This window comes from Rhodococcus sp. DMU2021, assembly GCF_019641445.1.
Taxonomy (GTDB): Bacteria; Actinomycetota; Actinomycetes; order Mycobacteriales; family Mycobacteriaceae; genus Rhodococcus; species Rhodococcus pyridinivorans.
On sequence record NZ_JAIFKB010000001.1, the window covers coordinates 161903 to 184240 of the forward strand.

At 68.8% G+C, this 22338-nt stretch carries 18 protein-coding genes; 10 read left to right on the forward strand and 8 right to left on the reverse strand.

What is annotated here, in order from left to right; all coding sequences use genetic code 11:
- Positions 1–366, reverse strand: a complete 366-nt coding sequence (locus K3M35_RS00775; RefSeq protein WP_024100597.1) for a hypothetical protein — start codon at positions 364–366, stop codon at positions 1–3.
- A 182-nt stretch (positions 367–548) separates the two neighbouring features.
- On the opposite strand from K3M35_RS00775, the gene K3M35_RS00780 reads away from it, so the two are divergent.
- The 9 genes from K3M35_RS00780 to proB all read left to right on the forward strand — a co-directional run bounded on the left by K3M35_RS00780 (position 549) and on the right by proB (position 12876).
- Positions 549–3209 carry a valine--tRNA ligase gene (locus tag K3M35_RS00780; protein ID WP_220665861.1) on the forward strand — a complete coding sequence of 887 codons (2661 nt, stop codon included), beginning with the start codon at positions 549–551 and terminating at the stop codon, positions 3207–3209.
- A complete protein-coding gene (locus K3M35_RS00785; protein WP_006551179.1) occupies positions 3206–4627 on the forward strand; it encodes a folylpolyglutamate synthase/dihydrofolate synthase family protein in 1422 nt (473 codons plus the stop codon). Before K3M35_RS00780 ends, K3M35_RS00785 begins: the two co-directional genes overlap by 4 nt.
- The gene (locus K3M35_RS00790; RefSeq protein ID WP_006551180.1) at positions 4624–5034 is read left to right on the forward strand and encodes a DUF4233 domain-containing protein; all 411 of its coding nucleotides are present in this window, start codon (positions 4624–4626) and stop codon (positions 5032–5034) included. Before K3M35_RS00785 ends, K3M35_RS00790 begins: the two co-directional genes overlap by 4 nt.
- A 9-nt stretch (positions 5035–5043) precedes the next feature.
- Positions 5044–5463, forward strand: a complete 420-nt coding sequence (ndk, locus tag K3M35_RS00795) for a nucleoside-diphosphate kinase (RefSeq protein WP_006551181.1) — start codon at positions 5044–5046, stop codon at positions 5461–5463.
- A 445-nt stretch (positions 5464–5908) separates the two neighbouring features.
- Complete coding sequence (locus K3M35_RS00800; protein ID WP_374107746.1) at positions 5909–9277, forward strand: translation initiation factor IF-2 N-terminal domain-containing protein; 3369 nt, start codon at positions 5909–5911, stop codon at positions 9275–9277.
- Positions 9278–9511: 234 nt separating this feature from the next.
- The gene (gene rplU, locus K3M35_RS00805; protein ID WP_006551183.1) at positions 9512–9823 is read left to right on the forward strand and encodes a 50S ribosomal protein L21; all 312 of its coding nucleotides are present in this window, start codon (positions 9512–9514) and stop codon (positions 9821–9823) included.
- Positions 9824–9859: 36 nt separating this feature from the next.
- Entirely contained in the window at positions 9860–10123 is a 264-nt protein-coding gene (rpmA, locus tag K3M35_RS00810; RefSeq protein ID WP_006551184.1) for a 50S ribosomal protein L27, read from the forward strand.
- A 140-nt stretch (positions 10124–10263) separates the two neighbouring features.
- The gene (obgE, locus tag K3M35_RS00815; protein WP_019289071.1) at positions 10264–11721 is read left to right on the forward strand and encodes a GTPase ObgE; all 1458 of its coding nucleotides are present in this window, start codon (positions 10264–10266) and stop codon (positions 11719–11721) included.
- 51 nt (positions 11722–11772) lie between these two features.
- Complete coding sequence (gene proB / locus K3M35_RS00820; protein ID WP_006551186.1) at positions 11773–12876, forward strand: glutamate 5-kinase; 1104 nt, start codon at positions 11773–11775, stop codon at positions 12874–12876.
- Positions 12877–12881: 5 nt separating this feature from the next.
- Here the strand turns inward: proB and K3M35_RS00825 are convergent, their stop codons facing one another.
- Complete coding sequence (locus K3M35_RS00825) at positions 12882–13727, reverse strand: NAD-dependent protein deacetylase (RefSeq protein ID WP_024100600.1); 846 nt, start codon at positions 13725–13727, stop codon at positions 12882–12884.
- Positions 13728–13732: 5 nt separating this feature from the next.
- Positions 13733–15271, reverse strand: a complete 1539-nt coding sequence (locus K3M35_RS00830; protein ID WP_220665862.1) for an ATP-dependent DNA ligase — start codon at positions 15269–15271, stop codon at positions 13733–13735.
- A gap of 135 nt (positions 15272–15406) precedes the next feature.
- On the opposite strand from K3M35_RS00830, the gene ligD reads away from it, so the two are divergent.
- A complete protein-coding gene (gene ligD, locus K3M35_RS00835; RefSeq protein WP_220665863.1) occupies positions 15407–16345 on the forward strand; it encodes a non-homologous end-joining DNA ligase in 939 nt (312 codons plus the stop codon).
- A gap of 38 nt (positions 16346–16383) precedes the next feature.
- Here ligD and K3M35_RS00840 read toward each other — a convergent pair whose 3' ends face one another.
- The 5 genes from K3M35_RS00840 to K3M35_RS00860 all read right to left on the reverse strand — a co-directional run bounded on the left by K3M35_RS00840 (position 16384) and on the right by K3M35_RS00860 (position 22059).
- On the reverse strand, positions 16384–17319 hold the full coding sequence (locus K3M35_RS00840; RefSeq protein WP_024100603.1) for a D-isomer specific 2-hydroxyacid dehydrogenase family protein: 936 nt from the start codon (positions 17317–17319) through the stop codon (positions 16384–16386).
- Positions 17320–17368: 49 nt separating this feature from the next.
- Entirely contained in the window at positions 17369–17767 is a 399-nt protein-coding gene (locus K3M35_RS00845; protein ID WP_006551191.1) for an ectoine synthase, read from the reverse strand.
- A 58-nt stretch (positions 17768–17825) separates the two neighbouring features.
- On the reverse strand, positions 17826–19115 hold the full coding sequence (gene ectB, locus K3M35_RS00850; RefSeq protein ID WP_006551192.1) for a diaminobutyrate--2-oxoglutarate transaminase: 1290 nt from the start codon (positions 19113–19115) through the stop codon (positions 17826–17828).
- 61 nt (positions 19116–19176) lie between these two features.
- A complete protein-coding gene (gene ectA / locus K3M35_RS00855) occupies positions 19177–19683 on the reverse strand; it encodes a diaminobutyrate acetyltransferase (RefSeq protein ID WP_006551193.1) in 507 nt (168 codons plus the stop codon).
- A gap of 216 nt (positions 19684–19899) precedes the next feature.
- On the reverse strand, positions 19900–22059 hold the full coding sequence (locus K3M35_RS00860; RefSeq protein WP_220665864.1) for an ATP-dependent DNA helicase RecQ: 2160 nt from the start codon (positions 22057–22059) through the stop codon (positions 19900–19902).
- Positions 22060–22338 lie beyond the last annotated feature (279 nt).

Consider the following 22338-nt stretch of genomic DNA (forward strand, 5'->3'; position numbering starts at 1 on the left):
CTATTCGGGCGGGCGCGGCTGGTCGCCCGGCGAGACCGGCGGACGCGTGGGCTCGTCGGTGGCCGGTGTCGACTCGCTCGTCGCGGAACCGGAACCGGCCGAGTGCTGACCCGATCCGCCGCGATGGGTGACCTTCTCGGCGAGACCACCGACCGTCTCCTGGAGGTGCGGTGCCTTCTCCTTCACGACGCCGGCCGCTTCCGTCACCTTGTCCTGTACCGCAGGAATGACCTTTTCCTGCACTGCCGGGTTGTGCCACAGCTCGTTCGAACGCCCCCGCATCTTGTCGTAGGTCTCGCGTCCCGCCCGGGTCCCCGCGACGAATCCCGCGGCCGCACCTGCAGCGAAGATCAATGCCCGCATCATGACGGTGTCCTCCGTCCTGTCCGTTCGGCGTCCGCGCATTCGGCCGCCCGGCACTGCGATACCCGGTCGGGGAGCGGGCCACACTCTTCTGTCGCGACCCCTGTCCGGCTCTGTCGCGACCCTTGTCCATCTCTGTCGTGGCCCGTGTCCAGGAGGTTCGCCGCGACGCTTACGATTGACGGGTGACCAGTGCGCCAGAGAACTCGCAGAACCCCGCCGACGCCCTTCCCAAGAGCTGGGACCCCAGCGCCGTCGAAGCGGAGCTCTACCAGCAGTGGGTCGACGCCGGCTACTTCGAGGCCGACCCCACGAGCGACAAGCCCGGGTACTCGATCGTCCTGCCGCCGCCGAACGTCACCGGCAGCCTGCACATGGGTCACGCCCTCGACCACACCCTCATGGACGTGCTCTCCCGCCGTAAGCGCATGCAGGGCTACGAGGTGCTGTGGCTGCCCGGCATGGACCACGCCGGCATCGCCACCCAGACCGTCGTCGAGAAGCAGCTCGCCGCCGACGGCAAGAAGAAGGAGGACCTCGGTCGCGAGGCCTTCATCGAGAAGGTCTGGCAGTGGAAAGCCGAGTCCGGCGGCATGATCCAGGGCCAGATGCGTCGCATCGGCGACGGTGTGGACTGGTCGCGCGACCGCTTCACCATGGACGATGGGCTGTCCCGCGCGGTGCAGACGATGTTCAAGCGCCTCTACGACGAGGGGCTGATCTACCGGGCCGAGCGCCTGGTCAACTGGTCGCCCGTGCTGCAGACCGCGATCTCCGACATCGAGGTGAAGTTCGAGGAGGTCGAGGGCGAACTCGTCTCCCTGCGCTACGGCTCCCTGAACGACGACGAGCCGCACGTCGTCGTCGCTACCACTCGTGTGGAGACGATGCTCGGCGACACCGCCGTCGCGGTGCACCCCGAAGACGAGCGCTACAAGGACATCATCGGCACGACGCTCGAGCACCCGATCACCGGCCGGCAGATCCCGATCATCGCCGACGAATACGTCGACCCCGAATTCGGTACGGGCGCAGTGAAGATCACGCCTGCGCACGACCCCAACGACTTCGAAATGGGCCTGCGGCACGACCTGCCGATGCCCACGATCATGGACAAGGCCGGTCGTATCGCCGACTCCGGCACCCGCTTCGACGGCATGGACCGTTTCGAGGCGCGCATCGCGATCCGCGAGGAACTCGCCGCGCAGGGCCGCGTCGTCGCCGAGAAGCGCCCCTACCTGCACAGCGTCGGCCACTCCGAGCGGTCCGGCGAGACCATCGAGCCGCGGCTGTCGATGCAGTGGTGGGTCAAGGTAGACAAGCTCGCCAAGGCTGCCGGCGACGCGGTGCGCAACGGTCACACCGTCATCCACCCGGCGAGCCAGGAACCGCGCTGGTTCGACTGGGTCGACAACATGCACGACTGGTGCATCTCGCGTCAGCTGTGGTGGGGTCACCGCATCCCGATCTGGTACGGCCCGAACGGCGAGGTCGAGTGCTTCGGCCCCGACGAGATCGCCCCCGAGGGCTGGGAGCAGGACCCGGACGTGCTCGACACGTGGTTCTCGTCCGGCCTGTGGCCGTTCTCCACGATGGGCTGGCCGGAGAAGACCCCCGAGCTCGACAAGTTCTATCCCACCAGCGTTCTCGTCACCGGCTACGACATCCTGTTCTTCTGGGTCGCCCGCATGATGATGTTCGGCACCTACGTGTCGGGTGACGACGCGGTGCACCAGGCGCAGGTGCCGTTCCGGGATCTGTTCCTGCACGGCCTCGTCCGCGACCAGTTCGGCAAGAAGATGTCGAAGTCGCGCGGCAACGGCATCGACCCGCTCGACTGGGTCGAGCGTTTCGGCGCCGACGCCCTGCGCTTCACGCTGGCGCGCGGCGCGAACCCGGGTGGCGATCTCGCCGTCGGTGAGGACCACGCCCAGTCGTCGCGCAACTTCGCGAACAAGCTGTTCAACGCGACCAAGTTCGCATTGATGAACGGCGCGGTGATCGGCGAGCTCCCGGCCCGCCAGCAGCTCACCGACGCCGACCGGTGGATCCTCGACCGCCTCGAGCAGGTGCGGACCGAGGTCGACGCGGCCTTCGATCATTACGAGTTCTCGAAGGCGTGCGAGGCGCTCTACCACTTCGCGTGGGACGAGGTCTGCGACTGGTATCTCGAGCTCGCCAAGGTCCAGCTCGCCGAGGGCAGCGCCCACGCCGACGGCACCAAGGTTGTGCTCGGCACCGTCCTCGACCAGCTGCTGCGCCTGCTGCACCCGGTCATCCCGTTCGTCACCGAGACCCTGTGGAAGGTGCTCACCGGCGGCGAGTCCGTCGTCGTCGCGTCCTGGCCCGAGACGTCCGGCATCGCCACCGACGAGACCGCGGCGCAGCGGGTCGCCGACCTGCAGAGGCTCGTCACCGAGATCCGCCGGTTTCGCAGCGACCAGGGTCTCAAGCCGTCGCAGAAGGTCGCGGCCCGGCTCGTCGGTGTCGAGGACGCCGATCTCGTCGCGCAGGTGCCGGCCGTGCAGTCGCTCGCGCGCCTGACCGCGCCGGAGGACTCGTTCTCGGCCACCGCGTCGATCGAGGTCCGGCTGAGCCGCGCGACGGTCACCGTCGAGCTCGACACCTCCGGCAGCATCGACGTCGGCGCCGAGATCGCGCGCCTGCGCAAGGATCTCGCCGCCGCGGAGAAGGAACTGACGGGCACCTCCGCGAAGCTGTCGAACGAGGCCTTCCTCGCGAAGGCACCCGATCAGGTGGTCGAGAAGATCCGCGGTCGCAAGCAGATCGCGGAAGAGGAGATCGCACGGATCACCGCACGACTGAAGGAGCTGGGCGCGGCGTGAGCACCGACACCCCGGGGGCGCCGTCCCCGGTGGACCTGGCCGAACTGACGCTCGTCGAAGCCGAGCTCGACAAGCGCTGGCCGGAAACGAAGATCGAGCCGTCCCTGGCGCGGATCGCCGCGCTCATGGACATCCTCGGCTCGCCGCAGAACAGCTACCCGTCGATCCACGTGGCCGGCACGAACGGCAAGACGTCGACAACCCGGATGATCGACGCGCTGCTCACCCGCATGCACCACCGGGTCGGCCGGACGACGAGCCCGCACCTGCAGCTCGCCACCGAGCGGATCAGCATCGACGGCGCGCCGGTCTCGCCGCGGACCTACGTCGACACCTACCGCGACATCGAACCGTACGTCCGGATGATCGACGAGCAGTCCGAGGCGGCCGGTGGCCCGAAGATGAGCAAATTCGAGGTCACCACGGCCATGGCGTTCGCGGCGTTCGCCGATGCACCCGTCGACGTGGCGGTCGTCGAGGTCGGTCTCGGCGGACGGTGGGACGCCACGAACGTCGTCACCGGGCAGGTCGCGGTGATCACGCCCGTCGGCATCGACCACACCGGCTATCTCGGCGACACCCTCACGGAGATCGCGGGGGAGAAGGCCGGGATCATCAAGAAGGCACCCGACGACGGTCTCGTGCCCCGCGACACCGTGGCGATCATCGCGCAGCAGGAACCGGAGGCGATGGACGTGCTGCTGCGGCAGGCCGTCGAGGCCGACGCGGCCGTGGCCCGTCAGGGATCCGAGTTCGCGGTGGTGCGGCGTGCGGTCGCCGTCGGCGGACAGCAGATCGACCTGCAGGGTCTCGGGGGTCTCTACACCGACATCTTCCTGCCGCTCCACGGCGAGCACCAGGCGCACAACGCGTCGGTCGCGCTGGCCGCGGTCGAGGCGTTCTTCGGGGCGGGCCCCGGCAAGCAGCTCGATGTCGAGGCGGTGCGCGACGCGTTCGCGTCGGTGACCACGCCGGGCCGGCTCGAGCGGGTGCGCAATGCGCCCACCGTCTTCCTCGACGCCGCGCACAATCCGCACGGCGCGAAGGCCCTCGCGGCCGCGCTCGCCCAGGAATTCGACTTCCGCAAGCTCGTGGGCGTCGTGAGCGTGATGGCCGACAAGGACGTCGCAGGTCTGATCGAGGCGCTCGAACCGGTCTTCGACGAGATCGTCGTCACCCACAACGGGTCGCCGCGAGCGATGGACGTCGACGATCTCGCGAACATCGCCGTCGCCCGATTCGGCGACGAACGGGTCGTCACCGCGGCGACGCTCCCGGATGCGATCGAAACCGCGATCGCGATCGCGGAGGAGGTCGGCGAGCCCGGCGAAGCGGTGTCGGGCGCCGGGGTCGTGGTCACCGGTTCGGTGGTGACCGCAGGTGCGGCCCGCAGTCTGTTCGGAAAGGATCCCGCGTGAGCAACGACAAGCCGGAGGAACAGAAGTTCCGGCCGCCGACGACGGACCCCTGGAAGGGCTTCCGCGGCGTGATGGCGGGAACGCTCGTGCTCGAGGCGATCGTGGTGCTGCTGGTGCTGCCGGTGATCGCGACCGTCGGCGGGGGACTGAGCGCGTGGTCGACGACCTACGTCGTGGGCCTCGCCGTTCTCATGTTCCTCGGAGCCGGGGTGCAGAAGAAGTCGTGGGCGATCCCGTTCAACATCACGCTGCAGGTGCTCGCCGTGCTCGGCTTCTTCGTCGACCTCGCGTTCGGTGCGGTGGGTGTGCTCTTCGCCGCGGTGTGGGCGTACATCTTCTACCTGCGCAAGGACATCAGGGATCGCGAATCCAGGGGTCTGCTGCCGGGCCAGCGGGACGACCTCTAGGCTTGTCGCGTGACTGAGCGGACCCTGGTACTGATCAAGCCCGACGGCGTCGCACGCCGTCACGTCGGAGAGATCCTCTCGCGCATCGAGCGCAAGGGGCTGGACATCGTGGCTCTCGAGCTGCGCACTGCGACGGAGGAGGTCGCCGGAGCGCACTACGCCGAGCACGAGGGCAAACCCTTCTATCCCTCGCTGATCGAGTTCATTACCGGCGGCCCCCTCGTGGCCGCGGTCCTCGAAGGCCCGCGCGCGATCGCGGCGTTCCGTCAACTCGCCGGTGGCACCGATCCGGTCGAGAAGGCCGTGCCCGGCTCGATCCGCGGCGACCTCGGCCTGGACCCGGGCGAGAACCTGGTCCACGGCTCCGACTCGGTGGAGTCCGCCGAGCGCGAGATCGCTCTCTGGTTCCCCGCCCTGGCTGCGAAGTAACAGCCCCGCACGAGCGGCGCCTGGCGTGTCGCTCACGAAACCTCTCGGGGCGTCGCGCTTCGCGCCTCCCGACACCGCCGACGGCGCCCTCCGGGGCGCCGTTGGCGTATCCGTGCATCTCCGTGTGGGATACTGGCAGAGGTTGCTCCGCACACACCGCGTGCGGAGCGGCCGAACGACATCACGGATCGATGCCCGACATCGCTGTGGCCGAGGACGAAGGAGACACCTCGCTCGGCGGCACGCTGGATGTTCCGGCGCTCGACCCGCGATCAAGCCAGGCATTGCTCGGCCGTGCAGTGAAAACGGGCACCGGACGACCGCGCGATGCGAGACCGGAAGGACTCGCGCCCACCCGGCGCGAGTACACAAGCTGCGCCCCCGCGTGGCCGCTCACATCGCTGTTGTCGGTGGTGGACGCGCCCGGGGGCCTTAGGAGACCTACGTGGCCGATCAAGAGCCGCCGGAGAACAACTCGATCGAAGCGTCGGACGCAGGGGGACGGAACCTCCTCGGTCTGCCTGCCAAGATCCGCGTCCATGCCCTCGCCAAGCTGCTGGGGCTGACCAGTAAGCAGGTGATCGCGAAAGCCGCCGAGCGCGGCACCGAGCTGCGCAGTGCGCACTCGACCCTCCCACGCGACGTCGCGGAGGACCTGCACGCTGCGTTGAGCGACGACACGGGCACGGCCGAGCCCGCCGTGCAGGAAGCCGAGACGGCTCCCGAAGCTGCAGCCGAGACAGCTCCCGAAGCTGTGGCGGAGACGGCTCCCGAGGCCGAGACCGCCCCCGAGCCTGCCGCGGAGACGACTCCCGAGCCTGCGGCCGAGGCTGCGGAGACCGCCAAGGCCGCGCCGGTCGAGAGCGACGAGCTGCGACCCGCCGAGAAGACCGCGGACGAGACCGCACCGCAGGCCGTCGAGATCCCCTCCGTCGGAGGACCCACCGGGTTGTTCACGTCGGTGGAGCAGAGCACGCCGCTGTTCGAGATGCCCGAGCCGTCCACCACGGCCGAGCCGATCGTCGCTGCACCGCTGTTCCTCCAGCCCGAGGTACCCTCGCCTGCCGAGGGAGAGGAGGAGACCCGCCCGCGTCGCCGGCGCGCACGCCGCGGAAAGGACACCGAGCAGGCACCGGCCGAGGACGAGCAGCAGACCGCCGAGCCGGCCGCCGAGTCCACCGAGGAAGCGCCGTCGCACCAGGCGGACGAAGACCAGGACGACCAGCCGCGTCGCCGCCGACGCGGACGTCGCGGTCGTGGACGTGGACGCGGGGACGGCACCGACACCGACCAGCAGGACGAGACGACCGCGACCGGCGAGGACTCCGAGTCCGCCGCCGCGGAGACGGAGAAGTCCGCGGCCGCGGAGACGGAGAAGTCCGCCGAAGCGGAGTCCACCGCAGCGGAGACTCCCGCCGAGGAGACCGCCGGCACCGAGGAGAGCACCTCCGACGAGTCCGCCTCGGGCGACGAGCAGAGCAGCGACGAGCACGACACCGACGACGAGCAGGGCGGGGGGATGTCCCGTCGTCGCCGCCGTCGCCGTCGCCGTCGCGGTTCCGACACCGACACCGCGAGCACCGACGACGACTCGGTTCCCACGGTCGTCCACGAGCGGGAGCCGCGTCCGAAGAGCCGCGCCAAGGACGAGGTCCAGGGCATCAGCGGTTCGACGCGCCTCGAGGCGAAGCGTCAGCGTCGTCGCGACGGTCGCGAGGCCGGTCGCCGCCGGCCCCCGATCCTCACCGAATCCGAGTTCCTCGCCCGCCGCGAGGCTGTCGACCGGGTCATGGTCGTGCGCGAACGCACGGGCGGTTCCCACGCGGGCATGACGCAGGTCGCGGTGCTCGAGGACGGCATCCTCGTCGAGCACTTCGTCACGACCTCCGGTTCGGCGTCGATGGTCGGCAACATCTACCTCGGTCGCGTGCAGAACGTCCTCCCGTCCATGGAGGCGGCGTTCATCGACATCGGCCGTGGCCGCAACGGCGTGCTCTACGCGGGTGAGGTGAACTGGGAGGCCGCCGGCCTCGGAGGCAACTCCCGCAAGATCGAGCAGGCCCTCAAGCCCGGCGACCAGGTGGTCGTGCAGGTCAGCAAGGACCCGGTCGGTCACAAGGGCGCGCGTCTGACCACCCAGATCAGCCTCGCCGGACGCTTCCTGGTCTACGTGCCGGGAGGTTCGTCCACGGGCATCAGCCGCAAGCTCCCCGACACCGAGCGCAAGCGTCTGAAGGACATCCTCCGCGAGATCGTCCCCTCCGAGGCGGGCGTGATCATCCGTACCGCCGCCGAGGGCGTGAGCGAGGAGGAACTCTCGCGCGACGTCACCCGCCTGCAGACGCAGTGGGAGTCGATCCGCGAGCAGTCCGAGAAGCTGCAGGCCGACGCCTCGGGCCAGCCGAAGACGCTCTACGAGGAGCCGGATCTGCTCGTGAAGGTCGTGCGAGACCTGTTCAACGAGGACTTCTCCAAGCTCGTCATCGAGGGCGACTCGGCGTGGAACACCGTCGAGAGCTACATCCGGACGGTCGCACCCGACCTGCTGCCGCGCGTCGAGCGCTACCGTTCGGAGAACTCGGTGGACGTCTTCGGTGCGCACCGCATCGACGAGCAGCTCGCGAAGGCTCTCGACCGCAAGGTGTGGCTGCCGTCCGGCGGCACGCTCGTCATCGACCGCACCGAGGCGATGACTGTCATCGATGTCAACACCGGCAAGTTCACCGGTTCCGGCGGCAACCTCGAGGAGACGGTCACCCGTAACAACCTCGAGGCGGCCGAGGAGATCGTCCGCCAGATGCGCCTGCGCGACATCGGCGGCATGATCGTCGTCGACTTCATCGACATGGTCCTCGAGTCGAACCGCGACCTCGTACTGCGTCGCCTGACCGAGGCCCTCGGCCGGGACCGCACCCGCCACCAGGTCTCGGAGGTCACCTCGCTCGGCCTGGTACAGATGACGCGCAAGCGGCTCGGGACCGGTCTCGTCGAGGCGTTCTCCACCACCTGTGAGCACTGCAGCGGCCGCGGCCTCATCGTGCACTCGGAGCCGATCGAGTCGAAGTCCTCGGACGACTCCGGTCGTTCGTCCGGCGGTGGTTCGCGGCGTAAGCGTGGACGCGACAAGAGTTCGCAGGAGCCCGCCGCCGAGACGCACACGACGCCGTCGCCCGAAGAGGTCGTCAAGCGTGCCGCGCACCCCGTCGCGCTCGCGATGGCCGCGCACAACTCGACACCGGCCGCGGACGCTCCGGCCGCAGAGCCGGCAGCGACCGAGACCGCATCCGAGGCGGCGTCCGCACCTGCGGGCGACGTCGACCCGGTCAAGGTCACCGAGCCGCTGCGGGCCGTCGAGCCCGAGAAGGTCGCCGCACCGACGAAGGAGCCCGTCGCAGGGGAGGACGCCACCACGGTGACGACGGCCTCCGACGAGCCCGCCGAGATCGAGGCAGAGGTCGCAGCAGCCGAAGCCGCGGTCGCGGAGACCGCTGTTCCCGAGGCTGCCGTGTCCGAGACGGCCGTCTCCGGCGCAGGGGAGGGCACCGACGGAGCGGCTTCCGTCGAGGCCGCAGGACCGGCTCCGCGTCGCCGTCGGGCACGCAGGGTCGCCCGGGCGGCCGCAGCGCCCGCCGGGGACGGTGGGCCTACAGCCAAGGTGTTCGTCGTCCCCGCGACGACCGGGTCGTCCACGGGGGCCGAGTCGGACTCCCGGCCGAGCACACCGGTCGAGACGCCGGTGGAGATCGTGCGGCGGCCGCGTTCGCGGCGTGCCGCAGGGCGCCCCGCCGGACCTCCGGTGGACGCCGAAGCGTGACCCTCCGCTTCCGGGCCGGTCACGACCGGCCCGGAAGCGGGCACTACCGTGCCACCCGGTTTGACCCTGGGAGTCACCTTCCCGTAATCTTGTTCAGTCGCTACTCGGCGATAGTGCCCAGCCGCGTCCGGATTCAGGATGCCGGCGGGACCCGAGTCAGCAACCACACCAGACCAGTCGCGTCCGCAGCACTGTGGCGCGAGCACGTTCGAAGAAGCAAGGGGTAGCCGTCCGATGGCAACGTACGCGATCGTCAAGACCGGCGGTAAGCAGTACAAGGTCGCTGAAGGCGACCTCGTCAAGGTCGAGAAGATCGAGGGTGAGCCCGGCGCTGCTGTCTCGCTTGCCCCGGTCCTCGTCGTCGACGGATCCGAACTGACCACCGACGCCGACAAGCTGGCCAAGGTCTCGGTCACCGGCGAGATCGTCGAGCACACCAAGGGCCCGAAGATCCGCATCCACAAGTTCAAGAACAAGACCGGGTACCACAAGCGCCAGGGCCACCGTCAGAAGCTGACGGTCGTCAAGGTCACCGGCATCAAGTAAACCGAGCTTCGAGCTTCAACCCCAGGAGGGTTCGTCATGGCACACAAGAAGGGCGCATCCAGCTCCCGTAACGGTCGCGATTCGAACGCACAGCGACTCGGCGTCAAGCGCTTCGGTGGCCAGGCCGTCAACGCCGGCGAGATCATCGTGCGCCAGCGCGGCACCCACTTCCACCCCGGCGTGAACGTGGGACGCGGCGGCGACGATACGCTGTTCGCCCTCGCGGCCGGTGCCGTCGAGTTCGGTACCAAGCGCGGTCGCAAGACCGTCAACATCGTTCCGGCTGCGGCAGACGCCTGATCTGCCGTCCGGTAACGGACACCGCGGGACCAGCTCCCGCGACATACTCCCAATAGGGGCGGGCCAGGGTCGCACACCCTGACCCGCCCTTGTTGCGTTGATCACCAGGTTTGTTTTTTAGGACGAGAGAAGGTCCACCCATGTCCCGCTTCATCGACCGGGTGGTGCTGCACGTCAGCGCCGGCAAGGGCGGCAACGGCTGCGCCTCCGTCCACCGCGAGAAGTTCAAGCCGCTCGGCGGCCCCGACGGCGGTAACGGAGGAAACGGCGGCGATGTCGTCCTCGAAGTCGACCGGAACGTCCACACCCTGCTCGACTTCCACTTCCACCAGCACGCCAAGGCGACCAACGGTGCCCAGGGCGCCGGCGGCCACCGCAACGGTGCCAACGGCGGCGACCTCGTCCTGAAGGTTCCCGACGGCACCGTCGTACTCGACCGCGACGGCCGCATCCTCGCCGACCTCGTGGGCACCGGCACGCGTTTCGTCGCCGCGCACGGCGGTCGCGGTGGTCTCGGCAATGCCGCACTCGCGTCGAAGGCACGCAAGGCCCCCGGCTTCGCGCTCCTCGGTGAGGAAGGCGAGGAACTCGACCTCGTCCTCGAACTGAAGTCCGTCGCCGACGTCGGCCTCGTGGGCTTCCCCTCGGCCGGCAAGTCGTCGCTCGTGTCGGTGCTGTCGGCCGCCAAGCCGAAGATCGCCGACTACCCGTTCACCACCCTCGTGCCGAATCTCGGTGTGGTGCAGTCGGGCGACACGACCTTCACCGTCGCCGACGTGCCCGGCCTGATCCCCGGCGCCAGTGAGGGTCGCGGCCTCGGCCTCGACTTCCTCCGTCATCTCGAGCGCTGCGCCGTGCTCGCGCACGTTGTCGACTGCGCGACCCTCGAACCCGGCCGCGACCCGATCTCCGACATCGACGCGCTCGAGGCCGAACTCGCCGCCTACCAGCCTGCGCTGTCGGGCGACAGCGGACTCGGCGACCTCGCCGAGCGCCCCCGCATCGTCATCCTCAACAAGGCCGACGTGCCCGACGCGAAAGAACTCGCCGAGTTCGTCACCCCCGAACTCGAGGCCCGTGGCTGGCCGGTCTTCACGATCTCGGCCGTGAGCCGCGACGGCCTGCGTCCGCTGACGTTCGCCCTCGCGAGGATGGTCGACGAGTACCGGGCGGCGCATCCGCCGGCCGCGCCCACCCGCCCGGTGATCCGTCCCGTCGCCCGCGACGAGGAGGCCTTCACCGTGGTCCGCGATCCCGAGGTGCCCGGCGGATTCATCGTGCGGGGCACCCGTCCCGAGCGGTGGGTGCGCCAGACGGCCTTCGACAACGACGAGGCCGTGGGTTACCTCGCCGACCGACTCGCCCGTCTCGGCGTCGAGGACAAGCTCGTCAAGCTCGGCGCGGAACCCGGATGCTGGGTCACCATCGGCGAGGTCGGCTTCGAGTGGGAACCGCAGACGCAGGCCGGCGTGGACGTCGTGCCCACCGGTCGCGGCACCGACGCCCGTCTCGACCAGGTCGACCGCGTCGGCGCTGCCGAGCGTCGCCACGCGAAGAAGGTGCGCCGCGGCCTGGCCACCGACGACGAGTTCGAGTAACCGTCCGCGCGTCCCCACCGTTCAGGAAGCCCGAAGCGTACCGAGGAGAACATGAGCGACACCCGGGAGGTCGTCTCCCACGCCCGCAGCGTAGTGGTCAAGATCGGCTCGTCGGCGATCACGAGCCTGGTGGGTGGACTCGACCGTGGCCGGCTCGATCGTCTCGTCGATGCCATCGAGGCCCGGATCCGCACGGGTTCGAGTGTCATCGTGGTCTCCTCGGGTGCGGTCGGTGCCGGGCTCGCACCGCTCGGTCTCACGAGTCGGCCGCGTGATCTCGCGACGAAGCAGGCCGCGGCCAGCGTCGGGCAGCTCACCCTCGCCCACGCCTGGGGCACCTCCTTCGCCCGCTACGACCGCACGGTGGGCCAGGTGCTCCTCACCGCCGACGACATCGGCCGGCGCACTCAGCACCGCAACGCGCAACGCACCCTCGACCGGCTGCGTTCGCTCGGGGCGGTGCCGGTGGTCAACGAGAACGACACCGTCGCGACCGTCGAACTGCGCTTCGGCGACAACGACCGGCTCGCTGCACTCGTCGCGCATCTCATCGGCGCCGACGCGCTGATCCTGCTGTCCGACGTCGACGGCTTGTACGACGGGGATCCCCGCAAGGGCTCCGCGAACCTCATCCCCGAGGTCCGCACCCCCGAGGATCTCGACGGTGTGGTCGCCGGGTCGGGCGGCGCGCTGGGCACCGGTGGCATGGCGTCGAAACTGTCCGCGGCCCGTCTCGCGGCGGACTCCGGCGTGCCGGTGCTGCTCGCCGCGGCCTCCCAGGCCGATCGTGCGCTGGGCGCCGCCGACGTCGGCACGGCCTTCGCGGCCCGCCCACAGCGTCTGTCGGCGCGGCGTTTCTGGGTGCGGCACGCCGCCGACGTCCACGGTTCGCTGTATCTCGACGAGGGTGCCGTGCGGGCCGTGATGGAGCGGCGACGCTCGTTGCTCGCCGCCGGAATCACCGGCACCAGTGGCGGTTTCCATGCCGGCGACGTCGTCGGCATCGTCGCGCCCGACGGCCGCACGGTCGCGCGCGGGGTGGTGGCCTACGACGCGTCCGAACTCGATTTCATGATCGGCTTCTCGACCGGTCAGCTGCCGCCGGATCTCCAGCGACCCGTCGTGCACGCCGACGACCTCGTCCGGGTGGTCTGAGAACCTCACGAAGTCGGTGCGGTCACCGCGTCGGCCAGGAAGGCGAGGGTCTCCGAGGTACCCGCCTCGAGCTTGAGGGTCGCCAGCGCATCCCCGCGGGTGGGGCCACGATTGATCACCACCACCGGGATGTTCCGCTGCACGGCGCGACGTACGAACCGCAACCCCGACTGCACCGTCAGTGAACTCCCGGCGACCAGCAGGGCGTCGGCACCGTCCACCACCGAGAAGGCGAGATCGACGCGCGGGCGCGGCACCGTCTCCCCGAAGTACACGATGTCGGGTTTGAGCATCCCGTCGCAGCGCTCGCAGTCGACGACGACGAAGTCCTCGGTGTCGGTGACCACCGCGTCCGCATCGGGGGCGACCTCGAGACCGGTCGTCGCGCGCATCCGGTCGTCGAATCCCGGATTGGCCGCGCACAGCCGTTCGTGCAGCGTGAACCGCGAGATGCGGTGTTCGCACGACAGGCATCGGACCTGCGCGTAGGTGCCGTGCAGGTCGACGACCTGCCGGCTGCCGGCCTTCGTGTGCAGCAGGTCGACGTTCTGGGTGATCACGCCGACGACCGAACCGGCGCGTTCGAGGGCCGCGAGCGCGCGGTGCCCGGGATTCGGGCGGGCGGCGTCCATGTGCTTCCAGCCGACGTGGTTGCGGGCCCAGTAGCGTTGCCGGAACTCCGCGTCGCCGACGAACTGCTGGTAGGTCATCGGGTTGCGGGGCGGCGAGTCCGGTCCGCGATAGTCGGGGATACCGGAGTCCGTCGACAGCCCGGCGCCGGTGAGAACAGCGATCCGACGGCCGTGCAGGAGAGTGGGCAGGTCGTCGGAACGGAGTGGAACGTCGATCACTCCTTCTACGGTAGGCCGCTTCCGGGAACCGGTGCCGCGGGCAGCAGCGCGCGGACCGCATCGATGGTGTCGGCGTCGGCGGCCGACTTGTCGGGCCGGTACCGCAGCACCCGTGCGAAGCGCAGCGCCACCCCGCCCGGATAGCGGCTGCTCGTCTGCACTCCGTCGAGTTCGATCTCGACGACGATCGCGGGTCGCAGGTGGACGGTGTGCTCGTCGCGGTGTGTCTCGTGGCGTGGGAACTCCTCTGTCTGCCACTGCAGCAGCGCGTCGGTGAGTCCCTTGAACGTCTTCCCGACCATGATCGGCGGACCACCGTCGGGGTCGCGGGCACCGAGGTGCAGGTTGGACAGGAAGCCGGTGCGGCGCCCGTAACCCCATTCGGCGGCGAGCACCACGAGATCCAGGGTGTGCTCGGGTTTGACCTTCTGCCAGGCTCGGCCCCGGCGGCCGGCGGTGTAGGTCGATGTGAGCGACTTCACCATGACGCCCTCGTGACCGTTGCCGAGCGAGTCACCGAGGTGCGCCTCGGCGCTGTCGGCGTCCGGAGCGACGAGCGTAGGGATGCGGTGCTCACCCGCGACGCGGGCGAGATGGTCGCGACGCACCGACAGCGGCTCGTCGAGCAGGTCGGCGCCGTCGAGGTGCAGGCAGTCGAAGAAGTACGGGTGGAGAAGCAGTTCGCGTTCGGAGCGGGCACCGAACCGGCTCATGGTCTCCTGGAACGGTCGGGGACGGCCGGCATCGGTGAGCGCGAGTGTCTCGCCGTCGAGCACGACACTGCGGCACGGCAGCGCCCGGACGAGTTCGACCAGTTCGGGGACCGATGCGGTGATGTCGCGCAGCGTGCGGGTGAAGATCCACACCGCGTCCTCGTGGCGGTGCACCTGGATGCGTGCACCGTCGAGTTTGTACTCCACGCTCACCGCCCCGTCGAACTCGATGAGTGCCGCCTCGAGCGACTCGGCGGGTGAGGCGAGCATCGGCCGGACCGGTCGGCCGAGCTCCAGGCCGAACTCCGCCAGCGAGTCGACACCACCCTCGAAGGCCGCCGCTGCGGCCTGCGCGAGTCGGCCCGACAACATCACCGCCCGACGGACCGGTTCGACGGGGAGACCGGCTGCCGCTGCGACCGCATCGGTCATCACCCCTTCGAGCGCGCCCTGCCGCAGCTCACCGCCGAGGAGCGCGACGAGGAAACGCTGCTCGGCCTCGGTGGCCCGTCCGAACAGATCCAGGAGCAGTTGCTGCCGCGCGGCGGTGGATCCGGAACCGGAGATGCCGGCGAGGCGGTCGAGGAAGCCGGACACCTCGTCGACGTCGAGCACGGGATCGTCGGCGACCGGTGCGGAGAGGCCGGCGAGGGTGCGGAAACCGACACCCAGGCGACCCTGGGTCATCTCTCCGGACAACCATGAGACCACCGCTTCGACCTCGTGAGGTTCGGCGCGCCCGAGTAATTCCCGCAGCAGATCGATCTTGGTGCGTCGTGACCGTGTGGCGGCGACGGCGACGGAGGTGTCGACAACCGAGTGCAGCAGCATCGCTTCGACGTTAGCGCCCGGACGTGCCACGCGGAGGAAATCGTGCGCCGGGGTGTATTTCCGCACGGGGGTGGGAATCGAGAGGCCAGGATGGTGCACAGGACGCCTCCACGCAGGGAGGGACGGGAGACGCGGATGAGCAAGGACGCCGATGCAGTCGAACTCGACGTGGACGGTCGCACGGTGCGCATCTCGCACCCCGAGCGCGTGTACTTCCCCGAGATCGGGGCGACCAAGCTCGACCTCGCGAACTACTACCTGAGCGTGGGGGAGGGGATCGTCCGGGCACTCCGCGAACGGCCCTGCATGCTGCACCGGTTTCCCGACGGGCTCGAAGGGCGGAAGGTACACCAGAAGCGTTTGCCGCGCGGGGCTCCGGACTGGGTCGAGACCGTGCGGGTGCACTTCCCGCGCTACGACCGCGATGCCGACGAACTGTGCGTGACCCATCTCGCCGACGTCGTGTGGGCCGTGCAGATGTCCACCGTGGAGTTCCATCCGTGGAACTCGCGGCGCAGCGACGTGGAGCGACCCGACGAGTGGAGGATCGACCTCGATCCGATGCCCGACTGCGATTTCGACCGGGTCCGGCGTGTCGCGAAGGTGGCGCACGAGGTGCTCGACGAACTCGGTGCCGTGGGCTGGCCGAAGACCTCGGGCGGCGACGGCCTGCACGTCTACGTCCGGATCGCGCCGGAATGGGAGTTCGACGACGTCCGAAGGGCCGCATGGGCTTTCGCGCGGGAGGTGGAACGACGCGCGCCCGGCGACGTGACGACGGCATGGTGGCGCAAGGAACGCGACCCGTCGGCGGTCTTCGTCGACTACAACCAGAACTCGCGCGACCACACGATCGCCAGTGCCTATTCGGTCCGCAGTGTGTCGGAGGCGACGGTCTCCACTCCGGTGCGGTGGGAGGAGATCGACGACCTCGAACCGCGGGACTTCACGATCCGGACCGTGCCGAAGCGGTTCGAGGAACTCGGCGACCTGCACTCGGGTATCGACGACGCGGTCTTCTCCCTCGATCCGCTCCTGGAATGGGCGGAACGCGACGAGAAGCCGTCGGAGTGAGCCCTATGGCCCGGTAACGGTGGCCCGGTAGACGTGGCCTAGTAGCCGGCGCTGGGATCGACGACCCCGATCGGCACGAGGCCGGATGCGAAGCGTGTGACGTTCTCGATCACGTGCTCGAGATAGGCCGGGATGCGCAGCGGGGGTGGATTGGCGTCGTGGGGAGTGATCACGGCGTTGGGGAGCGTCCACAACGGATGATCCTCGGGGAGCGGTTCGGGATCGGTGACGTCGAGCCCTGCACCACCGATCGCGCCGGATCGGAGAGCGGCGACGAGGGCGTCGGTGTCGACGAGATCGCCCCGGGCGACGTTGACGACCCACGCCGTGGACTTCATCGCTGCGAGCTCGGTTGCGCCGACGAGCTGCTCGACGTCGAGAGTGGCTGTCGCGGAGATGACGAAATGATCTGCCAGAGGCCATATCTCGTCGATACGTTCGACGGGGAACGTCTCGATGGCTCCCGGCACGGGACGACCGCTGCGGGTGACGGCGAGCGCGCGCGCCCCCAGCGCGGCCAGCATCGGGATCAGCGCCCGGCCGACACCCCCGGCGCCGATGATCCCGACCGTCGCGCCGCGGAGGGTGCCGACGACCGGCGCGAGACTCTCGGGTGTCCACGAGGTGGCCGCCAGATGGGCAGGCAGGGCCCGGACCCCGGCGAGCAGGAGCAGGAGCGCGTGCTCGGCGACGGTCGTGGAGTAGGCCGCGGCCGCCGACGTCCAGGTGACGCGAGGATGGGCCTTGACGACGCCCTGCGACAGCCAGTACTCGACACCGGCGGACGGTAGCTGCACCCAGCGGACGGAGGCGGGGAGGACCTCGGGGAAGTCCTGCGGCCCGGCCGTCCAGACGAGCGCGTCGGGGGTCTCCTCGAGTCCGCAGGGCACGCCGCCCCCGCCCGTGACCGCCCGTTCGAAACGGGGGTCGCGCTCGGGGCCGACAGCGATGCGGGGCGCACGCTCGGGAGTCATGGTCTCGACTCTAAGCGTCCGCCCCGCATCGGTCACGTGGTTACCGCGCTCAGGCGGGTTCGACGATCAACGGGTACACACCGTTCTCGTCGTGCACCTCACGGCCGGTGACCGGGGGATTGAAGACGCACAGCATGCGCATGCGCGTTTCGGGGAGCACGCGGTGACGCTCGTGTCCGTTGAGCAGGTACATCGTGCCCGGAGCGAGATCGTACTCCACGTCGTTGTCGAGGTCCTGGAGCTTGCCGGTGCCCTCGACGAGCCATACGGCCTCGACGTGGTTGGCGTAGTGGAACTCGTTGACGGTGCCGGGTTCGATGGTGGTCTCGTGGAACGAGAAGCCCACCTTGTCGCCGGCGAGGACGATGCGCTTGCTGCGCCACTGGCCGTCCTCCGAGACGACGTCGCGCTCGGTGCCGGTGATCTCTTCTGTCGTACGAACGATCATGGGTGTCGAAAGTCCTTCTTCTGCAAGTGGGTTCGGAACGGGCGGAGCGGGGGACCGCTCAGGAACGGACCTTGGCGGTCGCTTCCGCCAGGATGTTCAGCCCGAACTCGAGTTCGTCGTCGGTGATGGTCAGCGGCGGCAGCAGCTTGACGACCTCGTCCGACGGACCGGAGGTCTCGGCGAGCAGACCCTCTTCGAAGGCCAGGGCGCAAACCTTGTCGGCGTCCTCCGGCTTGTCGAAGACCAGGCCCTGGACCAGGCCGCGGCCGCGGGTCGAGACGCCGTCGAACATGTCCGACAGGTTCATGAAGGTCTGACGGATGCGCTCGCCCTTGCGCAGGGTGTCGCGCTCGAGCTTGTCGTCGGCCCAGTAGTGCTCGAGGGCGGCAGCCGCCGTCACGAAAGCAGGGTTGTTGCCGCGGAAGGTGCCGTTGTGCTCGCCCGGGCCCCACACGTCGAGCTCACGCTTGAACAGGGTGAGCGCCAGCGGCATTCCGTATCCGCCGATCGACTTCGACAGGGTCACGATGTCGGGCGTGATGCCGGCGATCTCGAACGAGAAGAACGGGCCGGTGCGGCCGCAGCCCATCTGCACGTCGTCGACGATCAGCAGGATGTCGCGTTCCTTGCACAGGTCGGCCAGAGCGCGAAGCCACTCGGGGCGAGCAACATTCACGCCGCCTTCACCCTGCACGGTCTCGACGATGACCGCGGCCGGACGGTTCAGGCCGCTGCCCGCGTCGTCGAGGACGCGCGAGAACCACTGGAAGTCCTCGGTGACGCCGTTGAAGTAGTTGTCGAACGGCATCGGCGTGGCGTGGACGAGGGGGATACCCGCGCCGGCGCGCTTCATCGAGTTACCGGTCACCGACAGCGCACCCAGGGTCATGCCGTGGAAAGCGTTGGTGAAGTTGATGATCGACTCGCGACCGGTCACCTTGCGGGCGAGCTTGAGCGCCGCCTCGACGGCGTTCGTGCCGGTCGGGCCGGGGAACTGGACCTTGTAGTCCAGGCCGCGCGGCGCGAGCACGTGCGACTCGAAGGTCTCGAGCAGCTTGCGCTTGGCGACGGTGTACATGTCGAGGCCGTGGGTGACGCCGTCGCTCATGATGTAGTCGACCAGGGCCGACTTGAGAACCGGATTGTTGTGGCCGTAGTTCAGGGCTCCGGCGCCCGCGAAGAAGTCGAGGTAGTCCTTGCCGTCCTCGCTGCGCAGCCAGGATCCCGATGCCTTGTCGAAAACGGCGGGCCAGCCGCGGCTGTAACTCCGGACCTCGGATTCGAGGTGCGAGAAAATCGCAGTATCGGGCTTACTGGTGGTCTCGGGCTTGTTTTCCAGGATGGTCATGTCGTGGTCCTCCTGTGATTATTCGAGAATTATGAAGATGTCGTGCGCACACGCGCTGCGATCATTCGCCGATGGTGTAGAGATCCTCGGCCAGATGTGAATCGGGGAAATCGTCGGGCGCGAACAACTCGGTGCGAGTGATATGCGTTCCGCGGCGACGCGCGAGAGCGGTGAACATTGCGATCGACGCTTCGTTGTCGGGACTCACCGTCGTTTCCAGACGGGTCACGCCGAGCGGCTCGAGTCGGTCGAGCAGAGCGTCGAGCATACGGCCGGCCACTCCACGTCCACGCTGGTCTGCGTCGACTGCCACCTGCCAGACGAACAGGGTGTTCGGGGAGTCGGGACGGCGGTAGCCGGTCACGAATCCCACGGGGCGATCGGTGTCATCCGTTGCGACGACCGATGTGTCGGCGAAATCGCGACACCACAACACATATGCGTAACCGGAATTGACGTCGAGAACCTGCGAATCACGCGCGATCTGCCAGAGTCGTCTACCGTCGGCGATACGCGGACGCCGGAATTCGATTGCAGCCGGCTCACTACCGGACTCGGTTGCGGCCACCTCCGAAGAGGTGGTCGCGGTATTCGATTCAGCCGAGTCGGGGGTCGGGGTACTTCTTTCCTTGACGGGCCTCATATGTCCTTTCAACCTAACAACTTCCGGTGTCGAGATCACGCCCGTGTCCGGAATCGGGATCGGAACCCTGTGGTCCGTGCAGGTCGAGCGCATGTTGTGATGCCGGTCACAAACATGTTACGTCGGTCCTCCTCGTGGCGATTACTTCGGGCTCGCGAGTGCGTACGGCAACACCGCGTCGGCTCCCGCAGCGACGAGAGTTCTCGCCGCCATCGTGAACGTCCAGCCGGTGTCGGTCACCGCATCGACGAGAAGGATCGGACCACTCGACCCGAGGTTGTCGGGTCGCTCCCACGCATCGATCAGTGCGGCGACCCGATATGCCGAGTTCGCTGCCGTCGGCTCCGTATTCCCGCTTCGGCGTCGCAATACACCTAGATCTCGTAATCGTCCGATTTGTGCCAATCGGAACGCGAGTGACTCGACGAGCAGGGGATGTGTGGGGGAGTCCATGGTCATGACGGCGGTGGGCCGCTCCTCCCAGTCCCACGCGGCGAGCACCGCGATCGACGCGTCGACCACCGCCTTCGGCACTTCGCGGTCCGGTCCGTCGAGCAGTTCGCGCAGTCGCGGTCCCCATCCCAGATCCGACAGCCTGCCCAGCACTCGCCCGGGGTGCGGACCGTCCGTGATCCGGCCCGACAGCGGGATCCCGAGGGTCGACATTCCCGTGGGCCACTGCCGGCGCGGCGGCAGATCCACACCGGGGCGTTCGAGCCGGGCGCGGGTGCGGGCGACCTCGTCGTCGCCGACGGACGTCTCCCACCGGGAGCCGATGCAGTTGTCGCACCGGCCGCAGCCGGGGCCTCCGGCGGTGTGATCGCAGCCGGGGGTCCGGGTGTCGAGATCGGGGTCGTCGAGCTGACGGCGGAGGAAGACCATGCGGCATTCGGTGGTGCGTTCGTATTCGAGCATCGCCTCCTGTTCCGCGGCGCGCGCCTCCTCGAGCCGCCCGTAGCGCTCCTCGTCGTACATCCAGGGCTGCCCGGTGGCGATCCAGCCACCCTTGACCCTCTTCACCGCTCCGTCGACGTCGAGGACCTTGAGGACCATCTCCAGGCGGGAGCGCGTGAGGTCGACCCGCGGTTCGAGCGCGGGTGTCGATACCGGCCGTTCGGTATCGAGCGCTGCGATCACACGGCGTACGAGTGCCTCGTCCGGGAAGGCGACCGAGGCGAACCACTGCCAGATCCGGCGGTCCTCCGGGCCGGGGAGCAGAACCACCTCGGCGCGTTCGGTGGAGCGACCCGCACGCCCGACCTGCTGGTAGTAGGAGATCGGGGACGAGGGAGCGCCGAGGTGCACCACGAAGCCGAGGTCGGGCTTGTCGAAGCCCATGCCGAGTGCCGAGGTCGCGACGAGCGCCTTGACCTTGTTGTCGAGGAGATCGGCCTCGAGCTGTTCACGTTCGGTCGGTTCGGTCTGACCGGTGTATGCCGCCACTGCATAGCCGTGGTCGGTGAGCAGCGCCGCGAGGTCGCGGGCGGCGGAGACCGTCAGCGCGTACACGATGCCCGAGCCCGGCAGATCCTTCAGATGTTGCGCGAGCCATGCTGCGCGTCGTGCCGGTTCGTCGATCCGCACCACCGACAGGTGCAGCGACGGACGGTCGAGGCCGCCGCGCAGCACGAGCGTGCCGTCGGAGCCGGCATTGCTGCTTCCACCGAGGTCGCTGCCTCCGCCGACACCGAGCTGGGCGGCGATGTCGGCGACCACCCGGTCGTTGGCGGTCGCGGTCGTCGCCAGGACCGGGATGTCGTCGCCGAGTTCGGCGACGAGGGTGCGGATGCGGCGGTAGTCGGGCCGGAAGTCGTGACCCCAGTCCGACACGCAGTGCGCCTCGTCGACGACCACCAATCCGGCGTCGCGGGCGAGGGAGGGCAAGACCTGGTCGCGGAAGTCGGGGTTGTTGAGGCGTTCGGGGCTGACGAGGAGGACGTCGACCTCACCCGCCGCGATCCGCTCGTGGATCGCCGCCCATTCCGTCACGTTGCCGGAGTTGATGGTCGCGGCGTGGACGCCCGCCCGCTCGGCGGCCGCGACCTGGTTGCGCATCAGGGCGAGCAGCGGCGACACGATCACCGTGGGACCGCGGCCCTGCCGGCGCAGCAGTTTGGCGGAGATGAAGTAGACGGCCGACTTTCCCCAGCCTGTGCGCTGGACGACGAGGGCGCGGCGACGGTGTACCACGAGCGCCTCGATCGCGACCCATTGGTCGTCGCGGAGCCGGGCATCGGGGCCTGCCAGCTCGCGGAGGAGGTGCTCGGCATCGTCGCGCAACAGGTCGGTGGAGTTCGTCATGCTGCAATCGTGCCCGACGACGTTCCGTCACGGCGACGGTGAACGGTTCTCCGGGGGCGGCAAACGGTACTGATGCGGCGGCGAACGGGGATACCGTAGAGATAGCGACGGAGGGGCTCTCACGAAAGAGGGTGGCACCCAGTGTCAGTCGGCGTGGCAGAGATCATGCTGTAAAAGCTTGCGAAACAACAACTTCCGATTGAATCGATCTTGGAGTGCGACTCGTGGCACTCTGTGTCCGAATTGGTGACGGCGATCGCTGATCCGGACCGAGTGTGA